The 20,165-nt window shown below is 66.0% G+C and carries 21 protein-coding genes and 1 tRNA gene; 10 read left to right on the top strand and 12 right to left on the bottom strand.

Annotated elements, in window-relative coordinates:
• Positions 1-226 precede the first annotated feature (226 nt).
• On the top strand, positions 227-1,831 hold the full coding sequence (locus HL671_RS06995; RefSeq protein WP_172235963.1) for an ABC transporter substrate-binding protein: 1,605 nt from the start codon (positions 227-229) through the stop codon (positions 1,829-1,831).
• Positions 1,832-1,853: 22 nt separating this feature from the next.
• Here HL671_RS06995 and HL671_RS06990 read toward each other — a convergent pair whose 3' ends face one another.
• Genes HL671_RS06990 through HL671_RS06980 form a run of 3 tightly spaced genes read right to left on the bottom strand, consistent with a single transcriptional unit; the run spans position 1,854 to position 4,863 of the window.
• Positions 1,854-2,651, bottom strand: a complete 798-nt coding sequence (locus tag HL671_RS06990) for an ABC transporter ATP-binding protein (protein WP_172235962.1) — start codon at positions 2,649-2,651, stop codon at positions 1,854-1,856.
• Entirely contained in the window at positions 2,648-3,439 is a 792-nt protein-coding gene (locus tag HL671_RS06985) for an ABC transporter permease (RefSeq protein ID WP_172235961.1), read from the bottom strand. Before HL671_RS06985 ends, HL671_RS06990 begins: the two co-directional genes overlap by 4 nt.
• An 11-nt stretch (positions 3,440-3,450) precedes the next feature.
• Complete coding sequence (locus HL671_RS06980) at positions 3,451-4,863, bottom strand: ABC transporter substrate-binding protein (protein ID WP_172235960.1); 1,413 nt, start codon at positions 4,861-4,863, stop codon at positions 3,451-3,453.
• 453 nt (positions 4,864-5,316) lie between these two features.
• Here HL671_RS06980 and HL671_RS06975 point away from each other — a divergent pair, with 453 nt between their 5' ends.
• Positions 5,317-6,039 carry a Crp/Fnr family transcriptional regulator gene (locus tag HL671_RS06975; protein ID WP_374050099.1) on the top strand — a complete coding sequence of 241 codons (723 nt, stop codon included), beginning with the start codon at positions 5,317-5,319 and terminating at the stop codon, positions 6,037-6,039.
• 14 nt (positions 6,040-6,053) lie between these two features.
• On the opposite strand, the gene HL671_RS06970 is transcribed toward HL671_RS06975, so the two are convergent.
• Genes HL671_RS06970 through HL671_RS06955 form a run of 4 tightly spaced genes read right to left on the bottom strand, consistent with a single transcriptional unit; the run spans position 6,054 to position 9,311 of the window.
• Positions 6,054-7,004 carry a HEAT repeat domain-containing protein gene (locus tag HL671_RS06970; protein ID WP_172235959.1) on the bottom strand — a complete coding sequence of 317 codons (951 nt, stop codon included), beginning with the start codon at positions 7,002-7,004 and terminating at the stop codon, positions 6,054-6,056.
• A gap of 6 nt (positions 7,005-7,010) precedes the next feature.
• Positions 7,011-7,244 (bottom strand): 4Fe-4S dicluster domain-containing protein, encoded by a 234-nt coding sequence (locus HL671_RS06965; protein ID WP_012044888.1) that lies wholly within the window; start codon positions 7,242-7,244, stop codon positions 7,011-7,013.
• A 13-nt stretch (positions 7,245-7,257) separates the two neighbouring features.
• Positions 7,258-8,994: a fumarate reductase/succinate dehydrogenase flavoprotein subunit gene (locus HL671_RS06960; RefSeq protein ID WP_172235958.1), complete on the bottom strand. Its 1,737-nt coding sequence runs from the start codon at positions 8,992-8,994 to the stop codon at positions 7,258-7,260.
• Complete coding sequence (locus HL671_RS06955) at positions 8,970-9,311, bottom strand: gamma-butyrobetaine hydroxylase-like domain-containing protein (RefSeq protein WP_012044890.1); 342 nt, start codon at positions 9,309-9,311, stop codon at positions 8,970-8,972. Before HL671_RS06955 ends, HL671_RS06960 begins: the two co-directional genes overlap by 25 nt.
• Before the next feature lie 278 nt (positions 9,312-9,589).
• Here HL671_RS06955 and soxC point away from each other — a divergent pair, with 278 nt between their 5' ends.
• The 5 genes from soxC to HL671_RS06930 all read left to right on the top strand — a co-directional run bounded on the left by soxC (position 9,590) and on the right by HL671_RS06930 (position 14,122).
• Positions 9,590-10,819 (top strand): sulfite dehydrogenase, encoded by a 1,230-nt coding sequence (soxC, locus tag HL671_RS06950; protein WP_012044891.1) that lies wholly within the window; start codon positions 9,590-9,592, stop codon positions 10,817-10,819.
• A complete protein-coding gene (locus tag HL671_RS06945; protein WP_012044892.1) occupies positions 10,809-11,348 on the top strand; it encodes a c-type cytochrome in 540 nt (179 codons plus the stop codon). The genes soxC and HL671_RS06945 overlap by 11 nt, the downstream gene beginning before the upstream one ends.
• A gap of 156 nt (positions 11,349-11,504) precedes the next feature.
• Entirely contained in the window at positions 11,505-12,503 is a 999-nt protein-coding gene (locus tag HL671_RS06940) for an ABC transporter substrate-binding protein (RefSeq protein WP_172235957.1), read from the top strand.
• 3 nt (positions 12,504-12,506) lie between these two features.
• Complete coding sequence (locus tag HL671_RS06935) at positions 12,507-13,280, top strand: ABC transporter ATP-binding protein (protein WP_012044894.1); 774 nt, start codon at positions 12,507-12,509, stop codon at positions 13,278-13,280.
• Positions 13,277-14,122 carry an ABC transporter permease gene (locus HL671_RS06930; protein WP_012044895.1) on the top strand — a complete coding sequence of 282 codons (846 nt, stop codon included), beginning with the start codon at positions 13,277-13,279 and terminating at the stop codon, positions 14,120-14,122. The genes HL671_RS06935 and HL671_RS06930 overlap by 4 nt, the downstream gene beginning before the upstream one ends.
• A gap of 148 nt (positions 14,123-14,270) precedes the next feature.
• On the opposite strand, the gene HL671_RS06925 is transcribed toward HL671_RS06930, so the two are convergent.
• Positions 14,271-14,355, bottom strand: a tRNA-Leu gene (locus HL671_RS06925).
• A 134-nt stretch (positions 14,356-14,489) separates the two neighbouring features.
• Positions 14,490-14,738: a FliM/FliN family flagellar motor switch protein gene (locus HL671_RS06920; protein ID WP_041750832.1), complete on the bottom strand. Its 249-nt coding sequence runs from the start codon at positions 14,736-14,738 to the stop codon at positions 14,490-14,492.
• A 65-nt stretch (positions 14,739-14,803) separates the two neighbouring features.
• Here HL671_RS06920 and lipB point away from each other — a divergent pair, with 65 nt between their 5' ends.
• Positions 14,804-15,526 carry a lipoyl(octanoyl) transferase LipB gene (gene lipB / locus HL671_RS06915; RefSeq protein WP_012044897.1) on the top strand — a complete coding sequence of 241 codons (723 nt, stop codon included), beginning with the start codon at positions 14,804-14,806 and terminating at the stop codon, positions 15,524-15,526.
• 1 nt (position 15,527) lies between these two features.
• On the opposite strand, the gene HL671_RS06910 is transcribed toward lipB, so the two are convergent.
• Positions 15,528-15,956: a tautomerase family protein gene (locus HL671_RS06910; RefSeq protein WP_172235956.1), complete on the bottom strand. Its 429-nt coding sequence runs from the start codon at positions 15,954-15,956 to the stop codon at positions 15,528-15,530.
• Between the two features lie 109 nt (positions 15,957-16,065).
• Between HL671_RS06910 and HL671_RS06905 the strand changes: the two genes are divergently transcribed.
• Both HL671_RS06905 and HL671_RS06900 read left to right on the top strand, forming a co-directional pair.
• A complete protein-coding gene (locus HL671_RS06905) occupies positions 16,066-16,923 on the top strand; it encodes a LysR family transcriptional regulator (protein WP_012044899.1) in 858 nt (285 codons plus the stop codon).
• Positions 16,924-16,982: 59 nt separating this feature from the next.
• Complete coding sequence (locus HL671_RS06900) at positions 16,983-18,032, top strand: AraC family transcriptional regulator (protein ID WP_012044900.1); 1,050 nt, start codon at positions 16,983-16,985, stop codon at positions 18,030-18,032.
• A gap of 29 nt (positions 18,033-18,061) precedes the next feature.
• Here the strand turns inward: HL671_RS06900 and HL671_RS06895 are convergent, their stop codons facing one another.
• Both HL671_RS06895 and HL671_RS06890 read right to left on the bottom strand, forming a co-directional pair.
• Positions 18,062-19,498 (bottom strand): TIGR01777 family oxidoreductase, encoded by a 1,437-nt coding sequence (locus HL671_RS06895; RefSeq protein WP_012044901.1) that lies wholly within the window; start codon positions 19,496-19,498, stop codon positions 18,062-18,064.
• Positions 19,495-20,154 carry a DUF4166 domain-containing protein gene (locus HL671_RS06890; protein WP_012044902.1) on the bottom strand — a complete coding sequence of 220 codons (660 nt, stop codon included), beginning with the start codon at positions 20,152-20,154 and terminating at the stop codon, positions 19,495-19,497. Before HL671_RS06890 ends, HL671_RS06895 begins: the two co-directional genes overlap by 4 nt.
• Between the last annotated feature and the right edge of the window lie 11 nt (positions 20,155-20,165).

The following is a 20,165-nucleotide window of genomic DNA, read 5'->3' as shown; positions in this document are numbered from 1 at the left end:
AGCCCCGATCGTCTCTCGTCGCGACGCCTCGACTCTGCGCATCGTCAAGGGCTTGCGCAGGTGTGACGCGAGCAAAAATTCGACGGGCGAGGCGACCTGCGCCGATCAACAATTCTCGGTCACGGATTAACAACGAAATATCCATCCGTTGCACCGAACGATCAGCCCGTTAGTCTTGTGGTCCGCGTTCGATCGCGCCAACTCACTCTCTCGAGCAAAACCTCCCATGACTGTCTCCGACCGTTTCAACCCGCGCGCCAGCCGGCGCGAGGTACTGACCGCATCTCTTGCCCTCGCCGCAGCTCAGCTGTTTCCCGGTCGCGCCGTCGCGGAGGCCAGGCGCGGTGGCATCCTGACCATCGCCACCCAGGCGGAGCCGCGGACATTGGTGCCCCTGCTCGACACCAACACGCTGACCCGCAACATCAGCACCAAGGTCACCGAGGGGCTGCTGACCTTCGACGCGCAGTTCAATCCGAAGCCGCTGCTGGCGACGGAATGGACGGTGTCTCCGGACGGGCTGGACTATGCCTTCAAGCTGCGGCCGAACGTCAAATGGCACGATGGCACCAGCTTCACCTCCGAGGACGTCAAATTCTCACTGCTCGCATTGAAGAAGGTCGGGCCGCGCGGCCGCATCAGCTTTGCCAACATCGCCGACATCGAGACGCCGGATCCGCTTACGGTCCTCGTCAAGCTCGCCAAGCCGACGCCCTACTTCCTGAAGGCCTTGACCGCGGCTGAATCGCCGATCGTGCCGAAGCACGCCTATGCTTCGGACGACCTTGCCGCCAGCCCGAACAACAACGCGCCGATCGGCACCGGTCCCTTCATCTTCGAAGAATGGAAGCGCGGCGCCTATGTTCGCCTCAAGCGCAATCCGTCCTATTGGCGCGCTGACCGGCCCTATCTCGACGGCATCGTCGTCAAGTTCATCGGCGACGCCGCGGCCGCCTCGGCGGCGCTGGAGACCGGCGAGATCGACATCGACGCCAACGTGGCATTTTCCGACCTGGAGCGCCTGGGCGGCATCAAGACGCTACAGATCTCGTCACGGCGCGACGGCTATCTCAACAACGCTTCCGTCCTGGAGTTCAATCTCGAGCACACCGAGCTGGCCAAGACGCCCGTTCGCCACGCGATCGCCCATGCCATCGACCGCAACTTCATCCGCGACTCGATCTATTACGGCCACGCCGACCATATCCGTTCGCCGATCCCCGAGATCTTCCAGGCCTATCACGATCCCGCAGGCTTCAACTATCCGACCGATATCGCCAGAGCGAACCGGCTGCTCGACGAGGCCGGCGTCACGCGTGGGCGTGACGGCACGCGCTTTTCCGTCCGGCTCACCTTCATTCCCGGCCCCGCCTTCAAGACTACGGCGGACTATCTGCGCTCGGCGTTGAGCCAGATCGGCATCAAGGTCACGGTGCTCGAGGGGGATCTCGCGACCTTCATCAAGCGGGTCTATTACGAGCATCAGTTCGACCTCAACATCAACGGCCTCGGCCTCTTGTTTGATCCGACCGTCGGCGTGCAGCGGATCTACTGGTCGGACGGGATCAAGAATCCCCTGCCCTATGTCAACGCCGCCCACTACAACAATCCGGCGGTCGACGATCTCTTCCGCCAGGCGAGCACCGAAGCCGACGAAAGCAAGCGCGCCCAGCAGTTCCGCGCCTTCCAGACAATCGCGAGCGAGGACTTGCCCGCCCTGCCGCTGGTATCGCTGCGGACGGTCATCGTCTCCAGCAATCGGGTGAAGGACATCTACAACAGCGTCGACCTGACCGCCGGAGACTTCTCCGATACCTGGCTCGATCGCTGAGCCGCGGGCACGACCGCCGCGCTCAGGTGTCGCGATGGCGCAGCAGACCCATGACGTGGCGCTTGAGCCGGACGAAGTCCGGCTCGGTCACGAGATCGGCGTGTCTCGGCCTGGCAAAGGGCAGCCTGATGTCGTCGATCACGCGGCCGGGCCGGTGGCTCATGACGATGATGCGGTCGGCGAGAAACAGCGCTTCATCGATGTCATGGGTCACGAAGACGGTCGTGGTCGGAATGCGGGTCCAGATGTCCAGCAGCACCTGCTGCATCCGGGCGCGCGTCAAGGCATCCAGCGCGCTGAACGGCTCGTCCATCAGCAGCACGCGCGGATGATTGATCAGGACGCGGGCGATCTCGACCCGCTGCTGCATCCCGCCGGATAATTGCGCCGGGTAGAAGTCCTCGAAGCCGGCCAGGCCGACCAGCGCGAGTAAGTCGGCGGCGGCCTTCAGGCGCTCGCGCCGGGCGACACGGCGCATCTTCGGGCCGAACGCCACGTTGTGCCGGACCTTCTTCCACGGAAACAGCGTGTGCTGCTGGAACACGAGGCCGCGATCCGGGCTCGGCCCGGCCACCGGCTCGCCATCGAGCGTAATCGCCCCGGTCGCAATCTCCAGGTGACCCGCGAGCGCGCCGAGCACGGTCGACTTGCCGCAGCCGGAGGGCCCGAGCAGGCACAGCAGTTCGCCGGGCGCGACCTCGAAGGAGAGGTCATCGACCGCCTGAAACGCCTTGTCGCTCTCGCCCAGCATGATCGAGACGCGGCTGACCTTCACGTGGCCGCTCGGACGGCGATGGCCGTCCGCGGGGTCTCCGCTCATCGCGCCGCCGACGGCCGGTGCCACGGCATCAGGACGCGGCCGAGCGAGGTCAGGGCCCAGCTCGAGCCCATTCCCATCAGGCCGATCACCAGCATCCCGACGACGATGTCCGCGTAGTTCTGCAACGTGTAGGCTTCCCATGTGTAGTATCCAATGCCGAACTGTCCGGAGATCATCTCCGCGGTCACGAGGCAGAACCAGGACGTGCCCATGCCGATCGCGAGCCCCGTCACAATCGCTGGCGCCGCGCCCGGGAGCACGATCTCCTGCAGGATGGCGAGCCGGTTGCCGCCGAGGCTGCGCGCCGAGGCGATCAGCCGCTGGTCGACATTGGCGACGCCATGCACGGTGTTGAGGATGATCGGGAACAGCGCGCCGATGAAGGTGATGAAGATCATCGACATTTCTGACGAGGTGAAGATCAGGATCGAGAGCGGAATCCAGGCCACCGCCGGGATCGGCCGCAGCAGCTCCAGCGGCGGCAGCAGCAGATCGGACGCGGCGCGCGAGCGTCCGATCGCAATGCCGAGCGCGATACCGAGCAGCGCGGCTGCGCCATAACCGGCGAACACGCGCGCCAGGCTGCTGCCGAGATGCGCCATCAGCTTGGGCGACCTGAGCAGCACCATTGCCGCCTCGGCCACCTCCGTCGGCGGCGGCACGTTGCGGAAGGTGACCGCGCCGAGATTCAAATGCGCCGTCGCGGCGAACTGCCAGAGGCCGAGGCAGGCCCCGATCGAGGCGGCGCGGATCGCCCATCGCACCGCCTGTCGCGGCCTCGTCGCCATGGCAGGATCCCTTACCGGCTGGCGACCAGCGCGTCGCGCGCCGCGGCGAAATCGACGACGTCACCGCCCTTCGCCTTGGCCCAGCGCTCGGCGCCCTCCTTCAGCAGGAACGCACTGAGCTCGCCCGACGAGCTGCGCACGAACCAGGCCTGGCTCGCGAACAGCTTGATGCCGCTCTCGCGATCTTGCGCATAGACGACCCGGGCGGTCTTGCCATCCTTCTCCAGCGCCACCAGCGCCTTCAACGCCGCCTCCGGGGACGCGTAATGACGAACCTGCGGCTCATCCTTCAGCCAGATCTGCGCGACGCGGCTGACATCGGTGATCTCGGCGCCCGATGCCGCATCCTTGGCCTTCAGCGGCAACTGCGCGTAGTTGGTCTTCTCCGCGTCGTAGTCGCGGCCAGCCTGGGTCAGCGCCGCCCTGATGAACTTGTCGGTCACGAACTTGTCGATGTCGAGATCGCTGTCGGCCCGCTTGAGATATTTCAGCGTCTTGATCGACGTCGCCACCGCCTGCCGGAATTCCGGCTTCCAGGTGGCGTCGCGGGTCTGCAGCCCGAGCGGGCCGTGGAACAGATACACCACCTCGGCCTCGATCCCTGTCACCTTCGAGATCAGCTCGCTGTAGCGCTCCGGCTCGGAGGCGATCAGCCGGTCGGCCTCCAGCGCGGCCCGCAGATAGGCTGTCACGACTTCCGGATATTTGTCGGCGTAATCGCCGTCGACCAGCGCGCCGTGAAAGGTCGGTGTGCTCGCTTGCGAACCGTCGAAGATCTTGCGAGCGAAGCCGCGCCAGGGAAACAGCTCGGCGAACGGAACGAAGTCGGCATGGGCATCGACCTTGTTGGCCTGCAGCGCGGGGCCTGCGACCTCCGGCGCCTGGGTGATGATGCTGACATCGGTGTCCGGATTCCAGCCCTTGGCCTCGATGGCGCGCAACAGCATGCCGTGCGCCGTCGATGCAAACGGCACCGAGATGGTCTTGCCCTTGAGATCGTCGAGCGAACGCGCGGGCGAGTCCTTGGGCACCACGATGCCGTTGCCGCTGCCCTTGGTGCTGCCCGACAGCACCGAGATGAACAGGCTGCGGCGACCCGCCTTCTGAAACGCCACGCCGTTCAGCGAGCCCGGAAAGTCGGCCATGGCGCCGAAATCGAGCTTGCCGGCCACCATCTCGTTGGTCAGCGGCGCGCCGGACGTGAAGTTGCGCCACTGGATGTCATAGGTCGTATCCTTGTACTTGCCATCATGCGGCAGATATTTGTCGAGCAGATTCAACTCCCGGATCAGGAGCCCGCCGGTCGCGCAATTGATGGTGGTGTCCTGCGTACCGATCGCAACGCGGATGGTTTCCGCCTTCGCGGTTCCGAGCGTCACCGCCAGAACGACGGCAGAAAGTGCGGCGTATCGATGAAGCGTCATGCGTCGGTCCTCGCTGAGATCGGCGAGCGGCATCCTCCTCCGCCCGTTCCGAGAAGCCGGACTATTCAGCGGACGCACGGGATCGCTGAAGCAATTAGTTGCCGCCTGCCGACACAGAGCCTCACATCCAGGTAGGCTGGACGTGGCCTGCCGCCAATTCATTCTCATGAATATCTCTTCACCGAAACAAACATTCTTATAGACCGGCCAATTGAGCACGAAGCTTGCCAAGTGCACCGTACCATCAGCAAAGGCGTGGACTTCTTCTGCTGCTCGCCTCTACTCTGCGGCTGACAATCGTGAGCAACGGACGAGAAGGATCTGGAGACGGTGGACACCACGCGCGCACTACGAATTCCGGATCCGATCCTGCGTCCGCCGGTCGTCGAATCCCGTAACGAGGTGCGCCCCAAGCGTGCGGCGGTCGAACGCCAGGCCGTGACCGAGCCAACCGTGAAGCTCTCAGGCGATTCGGCGCTGTTCCTGAGCGAAGGTGTCGCGGGGCTCAACGTCGGAGCCCATTTCCTCGATCGCCTCTCTTATGCCGAGAGACAGCGGATCGCAGCGGCTGGCCGCGACGTGGTCGTGCCGCAGGGCGGTACCGTGTTCAACCAGGGCGATGCGCATGACGGCATCTTCATCATCCGGCGCGGCCAGGTCCGCGTCTACTACACCGCGCCCTCGGGCCGCGAGGTCACGCTGGCCTATTGGACGCCGGGGCATTTCATCGGCGGCCCGGAAATTTCCGGCGGCGGCGTCCACATGTGGTCGGGCGTTGCGGTGGAACCGTGCGAGATCACGGCGCTGCCAGGCGCAAGTGTGCAGACGCTGCTGGCCGAGATGCCGAGCTTTGCGCTCGCGCTGATCGATGGCCTCGTGGCCAAAGGAAAATGCTACTCGTCGATGGCACAGATGCTCGGCACCCGCTCCGTCATCGAGCGCTTGGCACAGCATCTGCTCAACCTCGCCGAGCTACATGGCGTCAGGGACGGTGAAACCGTCCTGATCAACCGCAGGATCACACACGACCAGATCGCAGCCATGGTCGGTTCGACGCGGCAATGGGTCACGATGATGCTGAAGCGCTTTCAGACCAAGCGCATCATCGCCATCGAAGGCTCCAGCATCCGCATCAGGCGCGTCGATCTGCTCGAAACCATGCTGTCAAAGGATTGAGCCGCGGGCCTCGCTCACAGACGCCCGAGCGCCCAGGCCACCGTCTTGCGCACATCGGGATCGGCGTCCTGGGCGCGCGTGGCGAGTGCCTCACGCGACGCGGGATCGGCGATCTCGCCCAGCGTGGCCGCAGCGTCCTTGCGCAGCGATGGATTATCATCGCCGAGTAGCACGATGATGGCCGGCAGCGCCTCGCGCGCACGAAGACGACCGAGGCTCTGCAGCGCCTTCTGCCGCACCTGCCACAATTCGTCCGCCAGGGCCGCCACCAAAGCGGGTGATGCGCTCGACACGCCGAGACGGCCGAGGGTCTCGGCCGCGGCCGCCCTCACCTCCCAGGCGGCATCCTTCAAGGCAGCCGACACCGCCGCCGCAGCCTCAGCGCTCTGATCGGCGAAGGACAGCGCCTTGACGGCCGCGAGCCGGACTTCGGCGCTGCCGTCGCGGGCCGCGCCGATCAGGGCCGGCAGAGTCTCTTGACGCTTGAGATAGCCGATGACACCCACCGCTTGTACACGTACGGCCGGCTCGACGTCGCTCAACGCCGTGATCGCCGGCTGCAGGGATGCCTCGATCTGCAGCGCCTTCAAGCCGCGTAAAATGGCCGTACGTACGAAAGGCGACGGATGGGCCACCAGCGCCAGCAGCGCCCCGCCCGCGTCCGCGTCGCGCAGCTCGGCGAGGCTCTCGGCTGCAGCGGCGGCAACCGCGGCGACCGAGTCGGTCACCGCGCGCGCCAGGGCCTCGCCGACGGCGCGGCCGTCGAACTCGCCCAACGCCCGCGCCGCCTGCTCACGCACCTCGGGCGCAGCGTCAGCGATCGCGGCGACCAGATGCGGCACCGCCTGCCAATCCGAGGTTTCGGCGAGCGCCATCACGGCGAGCCGACGCACCGTGGCATCCGGGCTCGCCAGGTCGGCCGCAAGATCTTCGACATCGCCGAACGCTTCGAAGGGCTCCGACATCTCAGCTCACCGCAGCAGATAGGGAATGTTCACGGTGACGGCCCCGGTGGGGCAATCCGTCTCGCACGGCATGCAGTACCAGCATTCGTCATATTTCATGTAAGCTTTGCCGGTGAGGTCGCTGATGCGCAGCACGTCGAGCGGGCAGACGTCGACGCAGACCGTGCAGCCCTTGTCGGCGATGCATTTGGCCTCGTCCACGACCACGGGCAGCGTGGTCGGCGTGTATGCAATGGGCAAGCGGGCCTCCTCGTTAGGCGCTTTCGCGGATGCGCTGGCGATCATAGGCCGAGCGCTCCGCGTCCTCGATCGGCACGATGTACGGCGCGACCGGCCGCTTCTCCAGCATCATCCGCCCGTCCTGCTTGCGCAGGATGCTGTGGCAGAACCAGTCGGCGTCGTTCTTCTCGGGGTGGTCGACGCGATAGTGATAGAGTCCCCAACGGCTCTCGGTGCGGAACAGCGACGCAGCAGCGGCCATGTCGGCACAGTCGAGGATCGAGGCGACTTCCAGCGAGCGCAGCAATTCATGGGCATCGCGGGCGACCATCGCGCCTTCGAGATCCTCGCGCACCTCCGCCAGCCGCTCCTGCCCCAGCTTCATCTTGGCCGTGACCTTCGGCGGCTGCAGATAGTCGTTGACCATCCGTCGCGCCTTGTACTCGATCTGGTTCGGCGGAATTCCGTCGTCGCGCCGTGTCGGCGCCAACACGCGCGCCCGCTCCTGCTCGACATCAGACGGATCATAGTCCGGCAGGTCGCGCCCGGCGGCAAATTCTGCGGCATGCTCGCCTGCGACCGCACCATTGGTGAACGCGCCCAGCATGTAATTGTGCGGCACGCTCGCCATGTCACCGGCCGCGTAGAGACCGGTGACGGTGGTGCGGGCGAATTCGTCGACGAACACGCCGGACGCACTATGGCCCGAGCAGAAGCCGATTTCCGAAATATGCATCTCGACCATGCGCTCGCGATAATCGGTGCCGCGGTTCTCGTGGAAGCGGCCGCGCGACGGCCGCTCGACGGTGTGGAGAATCGCCTCGATCTTGCCGATCGTGTCGCTGTGCAAATGGTTGAGCTTGAGGAACACCGGACCCTTGCCGGATTGCAGTTCGCTGTAGAACTCCTGCATCATCTGCCCGGACCAGTAGTCGCATTCGATGAAGCGCCGGCCCTCGCTGTTGGTCGTATACGCACCGAACGGGCCGGCGACATAGGCGCAGGCCGGGCCGTTATAGTCCTTGATCAGCGGATTGATCTGGTAGCATTCGAGATTCGCGAGCCCCGCACCGGCGTGATAGGCCATGGCATAGCCGTCGCCTGAATTGGTTGCGTTCTCGTAGGTGCCCCAGAGATAGCCGGATTGCGGCAGGCCGAGCCGTCCGGCGGCGCCGGCACAGAGGATGACGGCCTTGGCGCGCAGCACGAGGAATTCGGCGGTGCGCGTGTTCACCGCGATCGCGCCGGCAATCTCGCCGTCCCGCCCCGTCAGCAGCCGCGTCGCCATGTAGCGGTTGGAGATCAGGATCTGCTCGCGCCGCAACTGCCGGTACAGCGCCCGCTTGACCGTGTCGCCGTTCGGCATCGGCAGCACGTAAGTGCCGAGATGATGCACCTTCTTGACGTCGTAGTCGCCATTCTCGGTCTTCTGGAAGCGGATGCCGAAGCTGTCGAGCTCCTGAATGATGTCGAAGCAGCGCGAGGCATATTTGAACACGGGCGCCTGATCGCAGATGCCGTCATTGGCGATCGTGATCTCCTTGGTGTACTGCTCCGGCGTCGCATAGCCCGGCACCACGGCGTTGTTGAGCCCGTCCATGCCCATGGCGATCGCGCCGGAGCGCTTGACGTTGGCCTTTTCAAGCAACACCACGCGCGCCTGCGGATTGCGCCGCTTCGCCTTGTAGGCGGCCATCGGCCCGGCCGTACCGCCGCCGATCACCAGGATGTCGCAGGAGACCTCGGTCAGGCCGTCGGTGATGTCGTCCATGAATGCCTCTGGTCGGTTCGGTCGTCGGGCGCCAGGTCCGCGAGCTCGCGCAAATAGGACCAGGGATAGATGCCGCGGTCATGGCCATCGGAGAACAGCAGCCGGACGGCATAATTGCCGATCGGCTGCAGCCCGGTCAGATGCAGATCGGCCGGCAGGACAAGCGCAATGCCGTCGATCTGCCGGCGCAGCTCGGACGCCGCGCGGCTCGCCTGTCGCAACGCTGCCGCATCAAGGCACACCCGCGCGTCTGGCCAGGTCACCGCCAGGCGGCGGGCCTCGTCGACGATCTCGATCAGCTCAGGTTCCAAGCTCACTCGCTCTGCTCCATTGGCTCGATGACCTACCCGAGCGCGGACGGAGCTGCCCGCAATAAATTGCTTTCACGCGATCGCGTTGCAGCCGTCGCGCGGAGACTCTCCGGCAGATCGCCGATGGAAGGCCATTGCCCGCTCGCAGGGGGTCGACGAAACGATCATTGATGCATTCGATCGTCAGCAATCGTTTTCTTCTTATTTGGTCTCACCGGCTTGACCATCATGCGCGGCGCATGGTCTGCGACGTCAGGCGAATGCATGTTCCAGGAGACGTGGTGATGGTCTTCAGTCCGGACCGGAGATCGTTGCTGGGCGGTCTTGCCGCTGCCGCGGGCGGATGGATCGGCACGGCGGGTGCCGCAGAAGGCCGGCTGCAGGTGCCGGTCTGGACGCGCCAGCAAGGATCGCCGGTGGCGAGCCCGGCCTATGGTGTGCCCTCGCGGTTCGAGGACGGCATCAAGCGCCGCCCGCGCACGCCGCCGCCGATTCCGACGGCGGCCTCCAGCGGCACGCCGCTGCAGCATCTCCACGGCATCATCACCCCGGCCGGCCTGCATTACGAGCGCCACCATGCCGGCGTGCCCGACATCGATCCCGATCAGCACCGGCTGGTCGTGCATGGCTTGGTCGAGCGCCCGCTGGCGTTCACGATGGATGACCTGCTGCGGTTTCCCTCGGTCTCGCGCATTCATTTCATGGAGTGCTCGGGTAACACCTCGACCTGGGGCGGCGGCAATCCGAAATGGACCGTGCAGGACACCCATGGCCTGATCAGCTGCAGCGAATGGACCGGCGTGCCACTCGCGACCGTGCTGCAGGAAGTGGGCGTCAAGCCGGAGGGCCGCTGGATCCTCGCGGAAGGCGCCGATGCGGCGGCGATGACGCGCAGCGTGCCGATCGAGATCGCGCTCGACGACGCCATTCTCGCTTATGCGCAGAACGGTGAGCGGCTGCGGCCCGAGCAGGGCTATCCGCTGCGCCTATTCCTGCCCGGCCTCGAAGGCAATCTCAGCGTCAAATGGCTGCGACGGCTCAAGGTCGGCGACAAACCGTTCCAGTCACGCGAGGAGACCTCGAAATACACCGACCTGATGCCGGACGGCACTGCACGGCAGTTCACCTTCACGATGGAGGCGAAATCCGTGATCACGCAGCCTTCCTCCGGGCATCAGCTGCGCGAGCGCGGCCTCTACGAGATCCGTGGGCTGGCCTGGTCGGGACGCGGCAGCATCAGCAAGGTCGAGGTCTCCACCGACGGCGGCCAGACCTGGCGCGAGGCCGAGCTGCAGCAGCCAGTGCTGTCGAAATGCCTGACGCGCTTCCGGCTGCCATGGCAATGGGATGGCGGACCGGCGCTGCTGCAGAGCCGCGCCACCGATTCCACCGGCTATCTGCAGCCGACCAAGGAGCAGCTGATCCGCGCCCGTGGGCTGAACTCCAACTATCACTTCAATGCGGTCTATGGCTGGCAGCTCAATGCCGAGGGAGCGGTCACCCATGTCGTTTAGATCCATCGCGGCAGCGGCGGCGCTGATCGTCGTCTGCTCCGTCGCGGGCGTCGCCGCGGAGCGCACCAATCTCGGCCGCGCCGTCACCGCCGACGAGATCGCCGCCTGGAACATCGACGTCTCCGGCGACGGCGCCGGCCTGCCCGCCGGCCGCGGCAGCGTCGCCGAGGGCCGCGCATTGTTCGCGGAGGCGTGCGCGGCGTGCCATGGCGACAAGGGCCAGGGCGGCGCAGCCGATGCACTGGTCGGCGGCCGCGGCACGCTGGCCACCGCCAAGCCGGTCAAGACCATCGGCAGCTTCTGGCCCTATGCGCCGACCGTGTTCGACTACGTCAACCGCGCGATGCCGTTCAACGCGCCGCAATCGCTGACGCCGGACCAGGTCTACGCGGTCACCGCCTATCTGCTGTTCCTGAACGGCATCGTGTCCGAGGATACCACGCTCGATGCCGCGTCCCTGGCGAAGGTCGAGATGCCCAACCGCAACGGCTTCACCCGGGATCCGCGTCCCGACGTGCCGCCGAAATGACGGCATGGCGATCGCTGAGGACTTCAGGAAATAACTTTCCCTTCTAAGTGCGCGACCAAGAAGGTTCGGCTCCGATCGCTGCACTTTACGTAATTGCAACCAGCACGACATTCCCGGCAAATCGAGCCTTGTTTGCTTCGGACCGGGATTGAACTGATGATTGTGAAATGGCTTGCAAGCGCCGCGCTGCTGCTGAGCGTGGTCGCGTCGACTCCTTCTTACGCCGAGGGACGGCTTCGAATCGTCGAGCAGTTCGGCACCGTCTATCTGCCGCTGCACGTGCTGCGCGACCAGAAGCTGATCGAGAAGCATGGCCAGAAGGCCGGCCTCGAGATCAAGGTCGAATGGACCAAGCTGAGCGGCGGCGCCGCCATCAATGACGCCCTCATCTCCGGTGCCGTCGACATCGGCGCAGCCGGCGCAGGCCCCGTGCTTGTGCTGTGGGACCGCACCCGCGGATCGGCCGACGTCAAGATCATCGCCGCACTCGGCGAGCAGCCGAACTACCTCATCACCAGCAATCCCAATGTCAAGACGTTGAAGGACTTCACCAAGACCGACAAGATCGCGGTGCCGGCGGTGGTCGTATCGCAGCAGTCGCGCCTGCTGCAGATCGCGGCGGAAAAGGAGTTCGGTGAGAGAAAATTCAACGCGCTCGACGATCTCACCGTCAACCTGCCGCATCCCGATGCGACGGCCGCCCTGCTGTCGGGGTCGTCGACCATCACCGCGCATTTCTCCAATCCGCCCTATCAGGAGCAGGCGCTGCAGGATCCGAAGATCCACAAGGTGCTGAGCTCCTACGACATCATGGGCGGCCGCATCACGCCGACGCTGCTCTATGCCACCTCGAAGTTTCGCAACGAGAATCCGCGGACGTTCAAGGTGTTCTACGACGCGCTGAACGAGGCCTCACATTGGATCGAGAGCCACAAGGCGGAGGCCGCCGAGACCTATATCCGCATCGAGCAGTCCAAGCTCGACCCGGCCTTCGTCAAATCGGTCATCGATAGCCCCGAGGTCAGCTTCACGACGGTCCCTAAAGGCACGTTCAAATACGCCGCGTTCCTCGCCAAGATCGGCGCCATCAAGACCAGGCCCGCGAGCTGGAAGGACTACACGTTCGAAGAGCTGCACGACAAGCAGGGCGACTGAGCGATGTCTTCCGTGATCGAGGCCCGCCGGCTGAGTATCGACTACGACACCGAGCATGGCCCGGTGCGCGCGGTCGACAATGTCAGCTTCACGGTGGCGCGCAGCGAGCGGCTGGTGCTGCTCGGCCCGTCCGGCTGCGGCAAGTCGACGATCCTGAAGAGCATCGCCGGCTTCATCCGCCCGAGCAGCGGCGACATCCTGGTCGAGGGCCGCGCGGTGACGAAGCCGGGCCCCGACCGTCTGGTGGTGTTCCAGGAGTTCGATCAACTGCTGCCCTGGAAGACCGTGCGCGACAATGTCGCCTTCCCGCTCAAGGTCGCCCGCGGCAAATCGGGCGCTGAAGCGCGGGCGCTCGCGGAAGCGGCGCTCGCCAAGGTCGGACTGGCCCGGGTGATCAAGGACTATCCCCATACGCTGTCCGGGGGCATGAAGCAGCGCGCCGCGATCGCCCGCGCTTTGGCCGCTTCGCCCGAGGTGCTGCTGATGGACGAGCCGTTCGCCGCACTCGACGCGCTGACGCGCGGCACCTTGCAGCACGATCTGCTCGCGCTCGCTGAGGAGCTGCAGTTCACGCTGGTGTTCGTCACCCATTCGATCGACGAGGCGATCCTGATCGGCACCCGGCTGCACCTGCTCAGCGCCCATCCCGGACGCACCATCACCACCTTCGACACGTCAGGCATCGGCGCGGCGCAGCTCGGCTCGCCGCAGTTCCGCGCGCTGTCCGAGGAGATCCGCCACACCCTGTTCGGGCGCAGGTCGGGAGCTGCCGCATGACGGATCACATTGCCGAGGCGCCGATCGCCGCAACGGGCAGCAGCGCGCGGCGCCTGCACTGGAGCGCACTTCGCCGCTCCGCCATGGTCCGCCGCGTCCTGGTGCTGGCAACGCTCGCCCTGCTCTGGCAGCTGGCCGCGACCTTCACCGCGAGCCCGCTGCTGCTACCGAGCTTCACCCAGACGATGACGGCGCTGTGGGACGGACTGCTGCACGAGAACCTCGCCTCGGCCACCGCCGCTTCGCTCGGCATCCTCATCAAGGGGTATCTGCTGGCGCTGCTGCTCGGCCTCATCTTCGTCTCGCTCGCCACAGCCAACGCGCTGTGCCGGGAGGCGCTGATCACCCTGACGGCGATGTTCAATCCGCTGCCCGCGATTGCGCTGCTGCCGCTGGCGATGCTGTGGTTCGGGCTCGGCGAGACCAGTCTGATCTTCGTGCTCGTGCATTCGGTGCTATGGCCGTTCGCGCTCGCGACCTTCACCGGCTTCCAGTCGGTGCCGGACACCCATCGCCTGGTCGGGCGCAATTACGGTCTCACCGGCGCCCGCTATGTCGGCTCCATCCTCATTCCCTCCGCCCTGCCCTCGATCCTGTCGGGCCTGAAGATCGGCTGGGCGTTCGCCTGGCGGACGCTGATCGCCGCCGAGCTCGTGTTCGGCGTCAGCGCCAGCCAGGGCGGCCTCGGCTGGTTCATCTTCCGCAACCGCAACGAGCTGTTCACCGACAAGGTGTTCGCAGGCCTGATCATGGTGATCCTGATCGGCCTCATCGTCGAGTTCGGTCTGTTCCGCGCCATCGAAGCCGTGACCGTCCGGCGCTGGGGCATGCAGCGCGGCTGATCCGGGAAGCCGTCGTCCCGATCGACGCAGCGCTGCTCGGCCAGACCTCCGCGTCCCGCGCTTCGCGTGCGGTCAGCCTCGGCGCAAAACAGCCGAGCGCGGGACCAGAACAAATCGGAAACAGATTCAGCTTTGGGGTGAGGTTGGATGGTGCGCTCGGAGGGACTCGAACCCCCACGGTGTTACCCACTGCCACCTCAAGGCAGCGCGTCTACCAATTCCGCCACGAGCGCTAAGGAGAAGCCGGAACCAGAAGAGAGAGGCACCGGATCAGTGGCGCCCGTGTATCAAATCGATGCCGGGGGGACAAGGGCCGCACAGGCCCTAAATCCGGGATTGTGGACGGTTTTTTGCTCCGCCCGGTCCGCTAGCGCGAATGCGCCGTGGGCGACCGCGGCAGCATTTCCTTGACTTCCACCGCAATGCGGTTGCGATCGACCAGCACGACGCCATTGGCGATCGGCAGGTTGTTGGCCAGCACCTTGACGTCGTCGGCCTCGGTGGCGTCCAGCTCGATGATGGCGCCTCGCGACAGGCGCAGAACCTGGTGGATAGGCATAGAACAGGTGCCGAGAACGACCATCAGGTCGACTGTCACTTTGTCGAGGGTTGACACTGCAGGACCACCGAAGTCACGACTAGATTCCGTTACCGAAGACATCACCATGTTGTGGTTAGCCAATGGTTAACAGCCGCGAAACGCTCGATCTGACCACCTTCGTCGGCCCTGCCGGCAATGCCGTGGACTGGCGCATCTCCGATTCGCGGGTGGATTATGCCGCAGCCCTCGCGTTCATGGAGGCGCGGGCGGCCGCGATCGCCGCGGGCGAGGCGCCGGAGTTGGTCTGGCTGCTCGAGCACCCGCCGGTCTACACGTCGGGCACCTCGGGCAAGCCGGAAGACCTGCGCGATCCGCGCTTTCCTCTGGTGCCGACCGGGCGCGGCGGCCAGGTCACCTATCACGGTCCGGGACAGCGCGTGGCCTATGTCATGCTCGACCTGAAACGGCGCCGGCCGGATGTGCGCGCCTATGTCGCGGCGCTGGAGGAGATGATCATCCGCACCCTCGACGCCTTCAATGTGCGTGGCGAACGGCGCGAGGACCGCGTCGGCGTCTGGGTCCGGCGACCCGACAAGGGCGAAGGATATGAGGACAAGATCGCCGCCATCGGCGTGCGGCTGAAGCGCTGGGTCAGCTTCCACGGCATCGCCATCAATGTCGAGCCGGACCTGACGCATTTTCAGGCGATCGTGCCTTGCGGGGTCACCGACCCGCGTTACGGCGTCACCAGCCTGGTCGATCTCGGCCTGCCGGTCACGCTGACCGATGTCGACCTCGCGCTCCGGCAGGCCTTCGAGAGCGTCTTTGGCGCAACCCGCGCCAGCCTGCCGGAGACGGCCTAGCTCAGACCTCGCGCTGATGCGCCGGGACACCGAGGCTGGCTGCGACATAGCGGCGCTCCTGGGTCAGCCCGCCGAAGCCATAGGCATCTCCCCTCACCTCGTCGACATGCAGATAGGTCTCGGGATGCAGCGGGCCGATCAGCGACGCCATGCGGTCGAACACCGCCGCGAGATAAGCGGCCTTCTCGTCCTTGGTGTTGGTGCCTTCGCTGACATGGACGTCGATCCAATAGCTGGCAAGCCCCTGCTCGGCCAGCGAGGCGCCGCCGGCGAACCAGTCCGCCGCATCGGCCTCCGAAACGATGACGGCGGTGACCTTGGGGTCCTTGCGCAGGATCTGTGCCGTCAGCGCGGTGACGGCCTCGGCAATCTCCCGCTTCAGCGAAAGGGAGCGGCGCTGGCTGGCATAGACGATGGTGATCAGGGGCATGGGGGTCTCTCCGTTCAGGGCGGCAATGCCGCCGTTGCCCCGAGAACCTAGCCCTCCCGTTATGATTTCGGTATGCTATTGCTGACGATATCAATGATAAGCACTTGTAATGAAGATCACGCTCGACATCGGTGCGGTCCGGGCCTTTCTTCTGGTCTCCGACCTGCAGAGTTTCACGCGGACGGCGGAAGCGCTCGGCACCACCCAGGCGGCCGTCAGCCTGAAGCTGCAGCGCCTGGAGGCAACCTTGGAGAAACGCCTCCTGGAGCGTTCGCCGCGCGCGGTCCGGTTGACGGCCGAGGGGGCGGCTTTCGTGGAGAACGCGCGCGCGCTCGTGGCCGCACATGATCTTGCCGTGGCCGGCCCCGCCCGCATCCGCCCCCGCCTCTCGCTCGGCATCAGCGATCACGCGGCCGGCCCGGAGCTGGTGCCGATGCTGCGACAATTCCAGGCCAGCACGACGGAGCTGGCTCTGTCGGTGAGCATCGGGTTCTCGCGCGACCTGCTCGATCTCTACGATGCGGGCACGCTCGACGCGGTCATCGTCCGGCAGGAGGCCTCGCGGCGCGGCGGCGAGACCTTGGCCGAGGACGAATTCGGCTGGTATGCGAGTCCGCGCTTCGGCTTTGCTTTGGGAAGTCCCGTGCCGCTGGCGACTCTGGCCGCGCCTTGCGGCGTCCGCGCCATCGCGGTCCGCGCGCTCGACAAAGCGCGGTTGCCCTTTGTCGAGAGCTTTGTCGGCGGCGGTGTCGCTGCTGTGGCCGCCGCCGCACAGGCCGGACTCGCGATCGCGCCCCTGGCGAGGCGAATCGCGCCACCTGGCCTCGTCGATGTCGGGCCAGCCCTCGGCCTGCCCAGGCTAGGACGATCGAAGGTCATTCTCCACGCCAAGGTCAGCGATGCTGCCAAACGTGCAGCGCTGCGGACGCTGGCTGCGGCATTGCGAAGCGCGTCGCACGCGAATTAGTTGACGGCGACCCGCGGTCCTGTAGCATGGGTTAATTTCCGGAGTTCAGGAGCAGCGGCTTGAACCGTCTCTTGACCGCAGCTGCAGCTGACATCGTCAGCGCCGCACCACAGCCGAGCCCGGCGCCGGGCACATTCGGCCTGGAACCGCTGCACCGCCACGCTCTGATCCGAACCTCCAACGCCGAACTGCTGCGCGATCTCGGCAGCCGTCTGCTTGGCGCCGACCGCATCGACTTCAGAAGCGCCAACCGTTTCGAAGCCGTCGTCAACCTGATCGAGCTCGACAGCATCGGGCTCGCTTTCGGCGCGACGAGCTGCGACATGGTCAGCGACCACCGCGCCGCCGACTTCATCAGGGTGCAGATTGCCATGACAGGCCGCGCGGTCAGTTGCGCCCGCGGCGAGGCGACCGACGTCACCGATCAGCAGATCGCCGTCGCGCCAGCCGGCGTCCCCTGGCAGATGGCCTGCCAGGGCGGCCACCGCCGTCTCACTCTGCGTCTCGAACCGCAGGCCTTGCGGCAACGGCTGGCGGCGCTGGTCGGCGTGCAGCCGCGCGCCGACTATGCCATCGGCTCCGCGATTCCGGCCAACGATCCGCACGCCCGCAGCCTGCTGCGGCTGCTCGATTTCCTCGGCACCCAGCTCAACGAGCAGGATGCCGCCTTCCCGGCCGCCGTCTACCGAGAACTGGAGGAAGCCGTTCAGGTCGCCTTCCTCTGCGCCAGCCGCCATCGCTTCCGCGACGCGCTGATCGATCCGGCCCCGATGCCGGATTTCGGTCTGGTCAAGCGGCTCGAGGACTATATCGAGGCCAATTGGCGCGAGCCGATCACGATCGAGCGCCTTGTGCGCGAGGCCGGCGTCAGCGCCCGATCGATCTTCCGCGTGTTCGAACGCGTCCGGGGCTATTCGCCGATCGCATTTGCCAAATCTGTCCGTTTGCGCCGCGCGCATGAGATGCTGCGCTCGGGCGATCCCTCCGTCACCGTTGCGGCGGCGGCCGCCGCCTGCAACTTTGCCAATCCCGGACATTTCGCGCGCTATTACCGCGCCACGTTCGGCGAGCTGCCATCAGTGACGATGGCGCGCGCCGAACGCTCCTGACGCTTAGCCGAGTCAAAGATTCGGACGGCTCAAAGGATCGCCTCGAGCGCGCTGCGCAGGCTCTGGTGACGGAACACGAAGCCGGTCGACAGCGCCTTGTTCGGCACCACGCGCTGACCGCCGAGCAACAGCTCGTCAGCGAATTGGCCGCCGATCCGGCGTAGCAGGCCGGCAGGAACGCGCAGCAGCGCCGGACGCCGCAGGCAACGCGCCAGCTCGGTCGTGAAGGCGCCGTTGCGCACCGGCAGCGGCGCCGTTGCGTTGACGGGTCCGGTGATTGCGTCGGTGGCCATGACATGGGCGATCAGCCGGATCAGATCGTCGCGCTCGATCCAGGACATCCATTGCAGCCCGGAACCAAGTGGACCTCCGAGTCCGAACTCGAACGGCGTCAGCATGCGCGATAGAACGCCGCCGTCGCGGCCGACGACGAGACCGATGCGCAGCAGCGCCACGCGCGTCCCATGGGCTTCAGCGCCACGAGCGGCCTGCTCCCACGCCTCGCAGAGTTCATGGCTGAAGCAGTCATGCGCCTTCGCCGATTCCGTCAGCGGCTGGTCCTGCCACAGGCCGTACCAGCCGATCGCGGAGCCGTTCACCAGCACCTGCGGCTTGCGCGCGAGCCGTGCGATCAGCGCCACGACGGCCTCGGTCGTGGCAAGGCGCGACTGCAGGATCTTCTCGCGCTTCGCTGCGGTCCAGGCCGCGTTGCCGATCGGCTCACCGGCGAGATTGACGATTGCGTCGATGCGGGTGTCGGACGCGATCTGGTCAAGGCTGGTGATCAGCGTCAATGGCGGCGGCAACGCACGGGCCTTGGCCGGATCGCGCACCAGCGCGATGACGTGATGGCCTGAAGCCGCGAGTCCCGCCACCAGCCGCGTACCAACGAAGCCGGTGGCCCCCGTGACCAGGACCGTCTGCGCCGGCGGCAATGCGGCGAGCAGTTCGGCCGCATCAGGCTGCGACATCCGTGCCAGCCGCCGTGCCGCGGCGACGTCGCGCAGCCCGCACAGAGCGGCGCCGATCGCCGCTGCGGCCGCGATCCAGCTCAAGAGGTCAGCATAGGCCGGCACGATGGCAGAAGGCTGCATCATCCAGTCGATCAGCAACGGCACCAGCAGCATCAATACGGCGCCGTAATTGATCGCGAGCAGCGTGTGATTGATGCGCTCGCTCGGCGGCAGCTTGCGGGTCAGATCCTCCTCGACGAAATCGGTCAGGGTGATCGCGATCTCCGCGACCAGCACCGCGAGCACCAGCGCGGCAAACAACCCATGCACCTCGCACCAGCCGAGGATGGCGAACAGCAGCGCGTAGAGCAGGTTCCGGACGGCGTGGAGCTTGAGCTCGCTCTGCTGGGACGGCCGCCAGGCGAGACGCTCGGTGAACTCGTGATGGTAGAAGGTATCGAACACGCCCATCACGATCTGGAGGGCGATCAGGGACCAGAGCAGCGGCGTCATGGCGCGGACTCCCGGAACATTGCGCTCTGGCGGATGATGCGCCCGAAGCGCGGGTGGATGATCTCCAGCGTGAAGCGAAAGGCGCCGGCGCCGAGATCGGCATGGGTCACGGTGAGATCACCGGGCGTCAGCCAGGCTGGCAAGCGTAAGCGGCGGCCAGCGCACTCGAAGGTGAAGCCGGCGCTCTGGAAGACGAGCGCGCCATCGGTCACGCAGACGCGCAGGCTCATGCTGAGACCCCAGCCGAGATACTCTTCGAGCCCGGTCGGACCGGCAAAGCGCTTGGCCGAATGGATCACCTGCGGGAAGCCGTGAGGACGGCCGCAGATGCGTGTCCAGATCTGGCCGCCGCTCGCCGCATCCTCGGTCACCGCGACGATCATCGGCACGCCGAGATCCGCCCGCGTCGGCAACGGTCCGCCGATCAGCCGCGCGAGCTGCGCGAACCAGAAGCCGGCGGGGCTGATCTCGGCCTCGTCGACCTCACCGACATAGACCGCCGTCGCTCCCTCGGCGAGACGCTTGGAAAACCGGCGCCAGATCGAGACCGGAAGCCGGCCCCAATCCTCGGGCGACAGCAGCGCACGAAATCTGTGATCGTCGTGGAGCCTGGCGTTGGAGGGCGCTGCAAGTCCGAGATGTCGTAGGCTCACCATGGCGTCCTCCT

Origin of the sequence: Bradyrhizobium denitrificans (genome assembly GCF_013179005.1) — a bacterium.
Classification (GTDB): Bacteria; Pseudomonadota; Alphaproteobacteria; order Rhizobiales; family Xanthobacteraceae; genus Bradyrhizobium; species Bradyrhizobium denitrificans.
The sequence above is the reverse complement of the archived record's forward strand: the minus strand, read 5'-3'. Positions and strand labels throughout refer to the sequence as shown.

Coding starts and splice junctions, on each gene's coding strand:
- HL671_RS06995 (WP_172235963.1), top strand. CDS start 227: ATGACTGTCTCCGACCGTTTCAACCCGCGCGCCAGCCGGCGCGAGGTA.
- HL671_RS06990 (WP_172235962.1), bottom strand. CDS start 2,651: ATGAGCGGAGACCCCGCGGACGGCCATCGCCGTCCGAGCGGCCACGTG.
- HL671_RS06985 (WP_172235961.1), bottom strand. CDS start 3,439: ATGGCGACGAGGCCGCGACAGGCGGTGCGATGGGCGATCCGCGCCGCC.
- HL671_RS06980 (WP_172235960.1), bottom strand. CDS start 4,863: ATGACGCTTCATCGATACGCCGCACTTTCTGCCGTCGTTCTGGCGGTG.
- HL671_RS06970 (WP_172235959.1), bottom strand. CDS start 7,004: ATGTCGGAGCCCTTCGAAGCGTTCGGCGATGTCGAAGATCTTGCGGCC.
- HL671_RS06960 (WP_172235958.1), bottom strand. CDS start 8,994: ATGGACGACATCACCGACGGCCTGACCGAGGTCTCCTGCGACATCCTG.
- soxC (WP_012044891.1), top strand. CDS start 9,590: ATGGTCTTCAGTCCGGACCGGAGATCGTTGCTGGGCGGTCTTGCCGCT.
- HL671_RS06945 (WP_012044892.1), top strand. CDS start 10,809: ATGTCGTTTAGATCCATCGCGGCAGCGGCGGCGCTGATCGTCGTCTGC.
- HL671_RS06940 (WP_172235957.1), top strand. CDS start 11,505: ATGATTGTGAAATGGCTTGCAAGCGCCGCGCTGCTGCTGAGCGTGGTC.
- HL671_RS06935 (WP_012044894.1), top strand. CDS start 12,507: ATGTCTTCCGTGATCGAGGCCCGCCGGCTGAGTATCGACTACGACACC.
- HL671_RS06930 (WP_012044895.1), top strand. CDS start 13,277: ATGACGGATCACATTGCCGAGGCGCCGATCGCCGCAACGGGCAGCAGC.
- lipB (WP_012044897.1), top strand. CDS start 14,804: ATGGTTAACAGCCGCGAAACGCTCGATCTGACCACCTTCGTCGGCCCT.
- HL671_RS06910 (WP_172235956.1), bottom strand. CDS start 15,956: ATGCCCCTGATCACCATCGTCTATGCCAGCCAGCGCCGCTCCCTTTCG.
- HL671_RS06905 (WP_012044899.1), top strand. CDS start 16,066: ATGAAGATCACGCTCGACATCGGTGCGGTCCGGGCCTTTCTTCTGGTC.
- HL671_RS06895 (WP_012044901.1), bottom strand. CDS start 19,498: ATGACGCCGCTGCTCTGGTCCCTGATCGCCCTCCAGATCGTGATGGGC.
- HL671_RS06890 (WP_012044902.1), bottom strand. CDS start 20,154: ATGGTGAGCCTACGACATCTCGGACTTGCAGCGCCCTCCAACGCCAGG.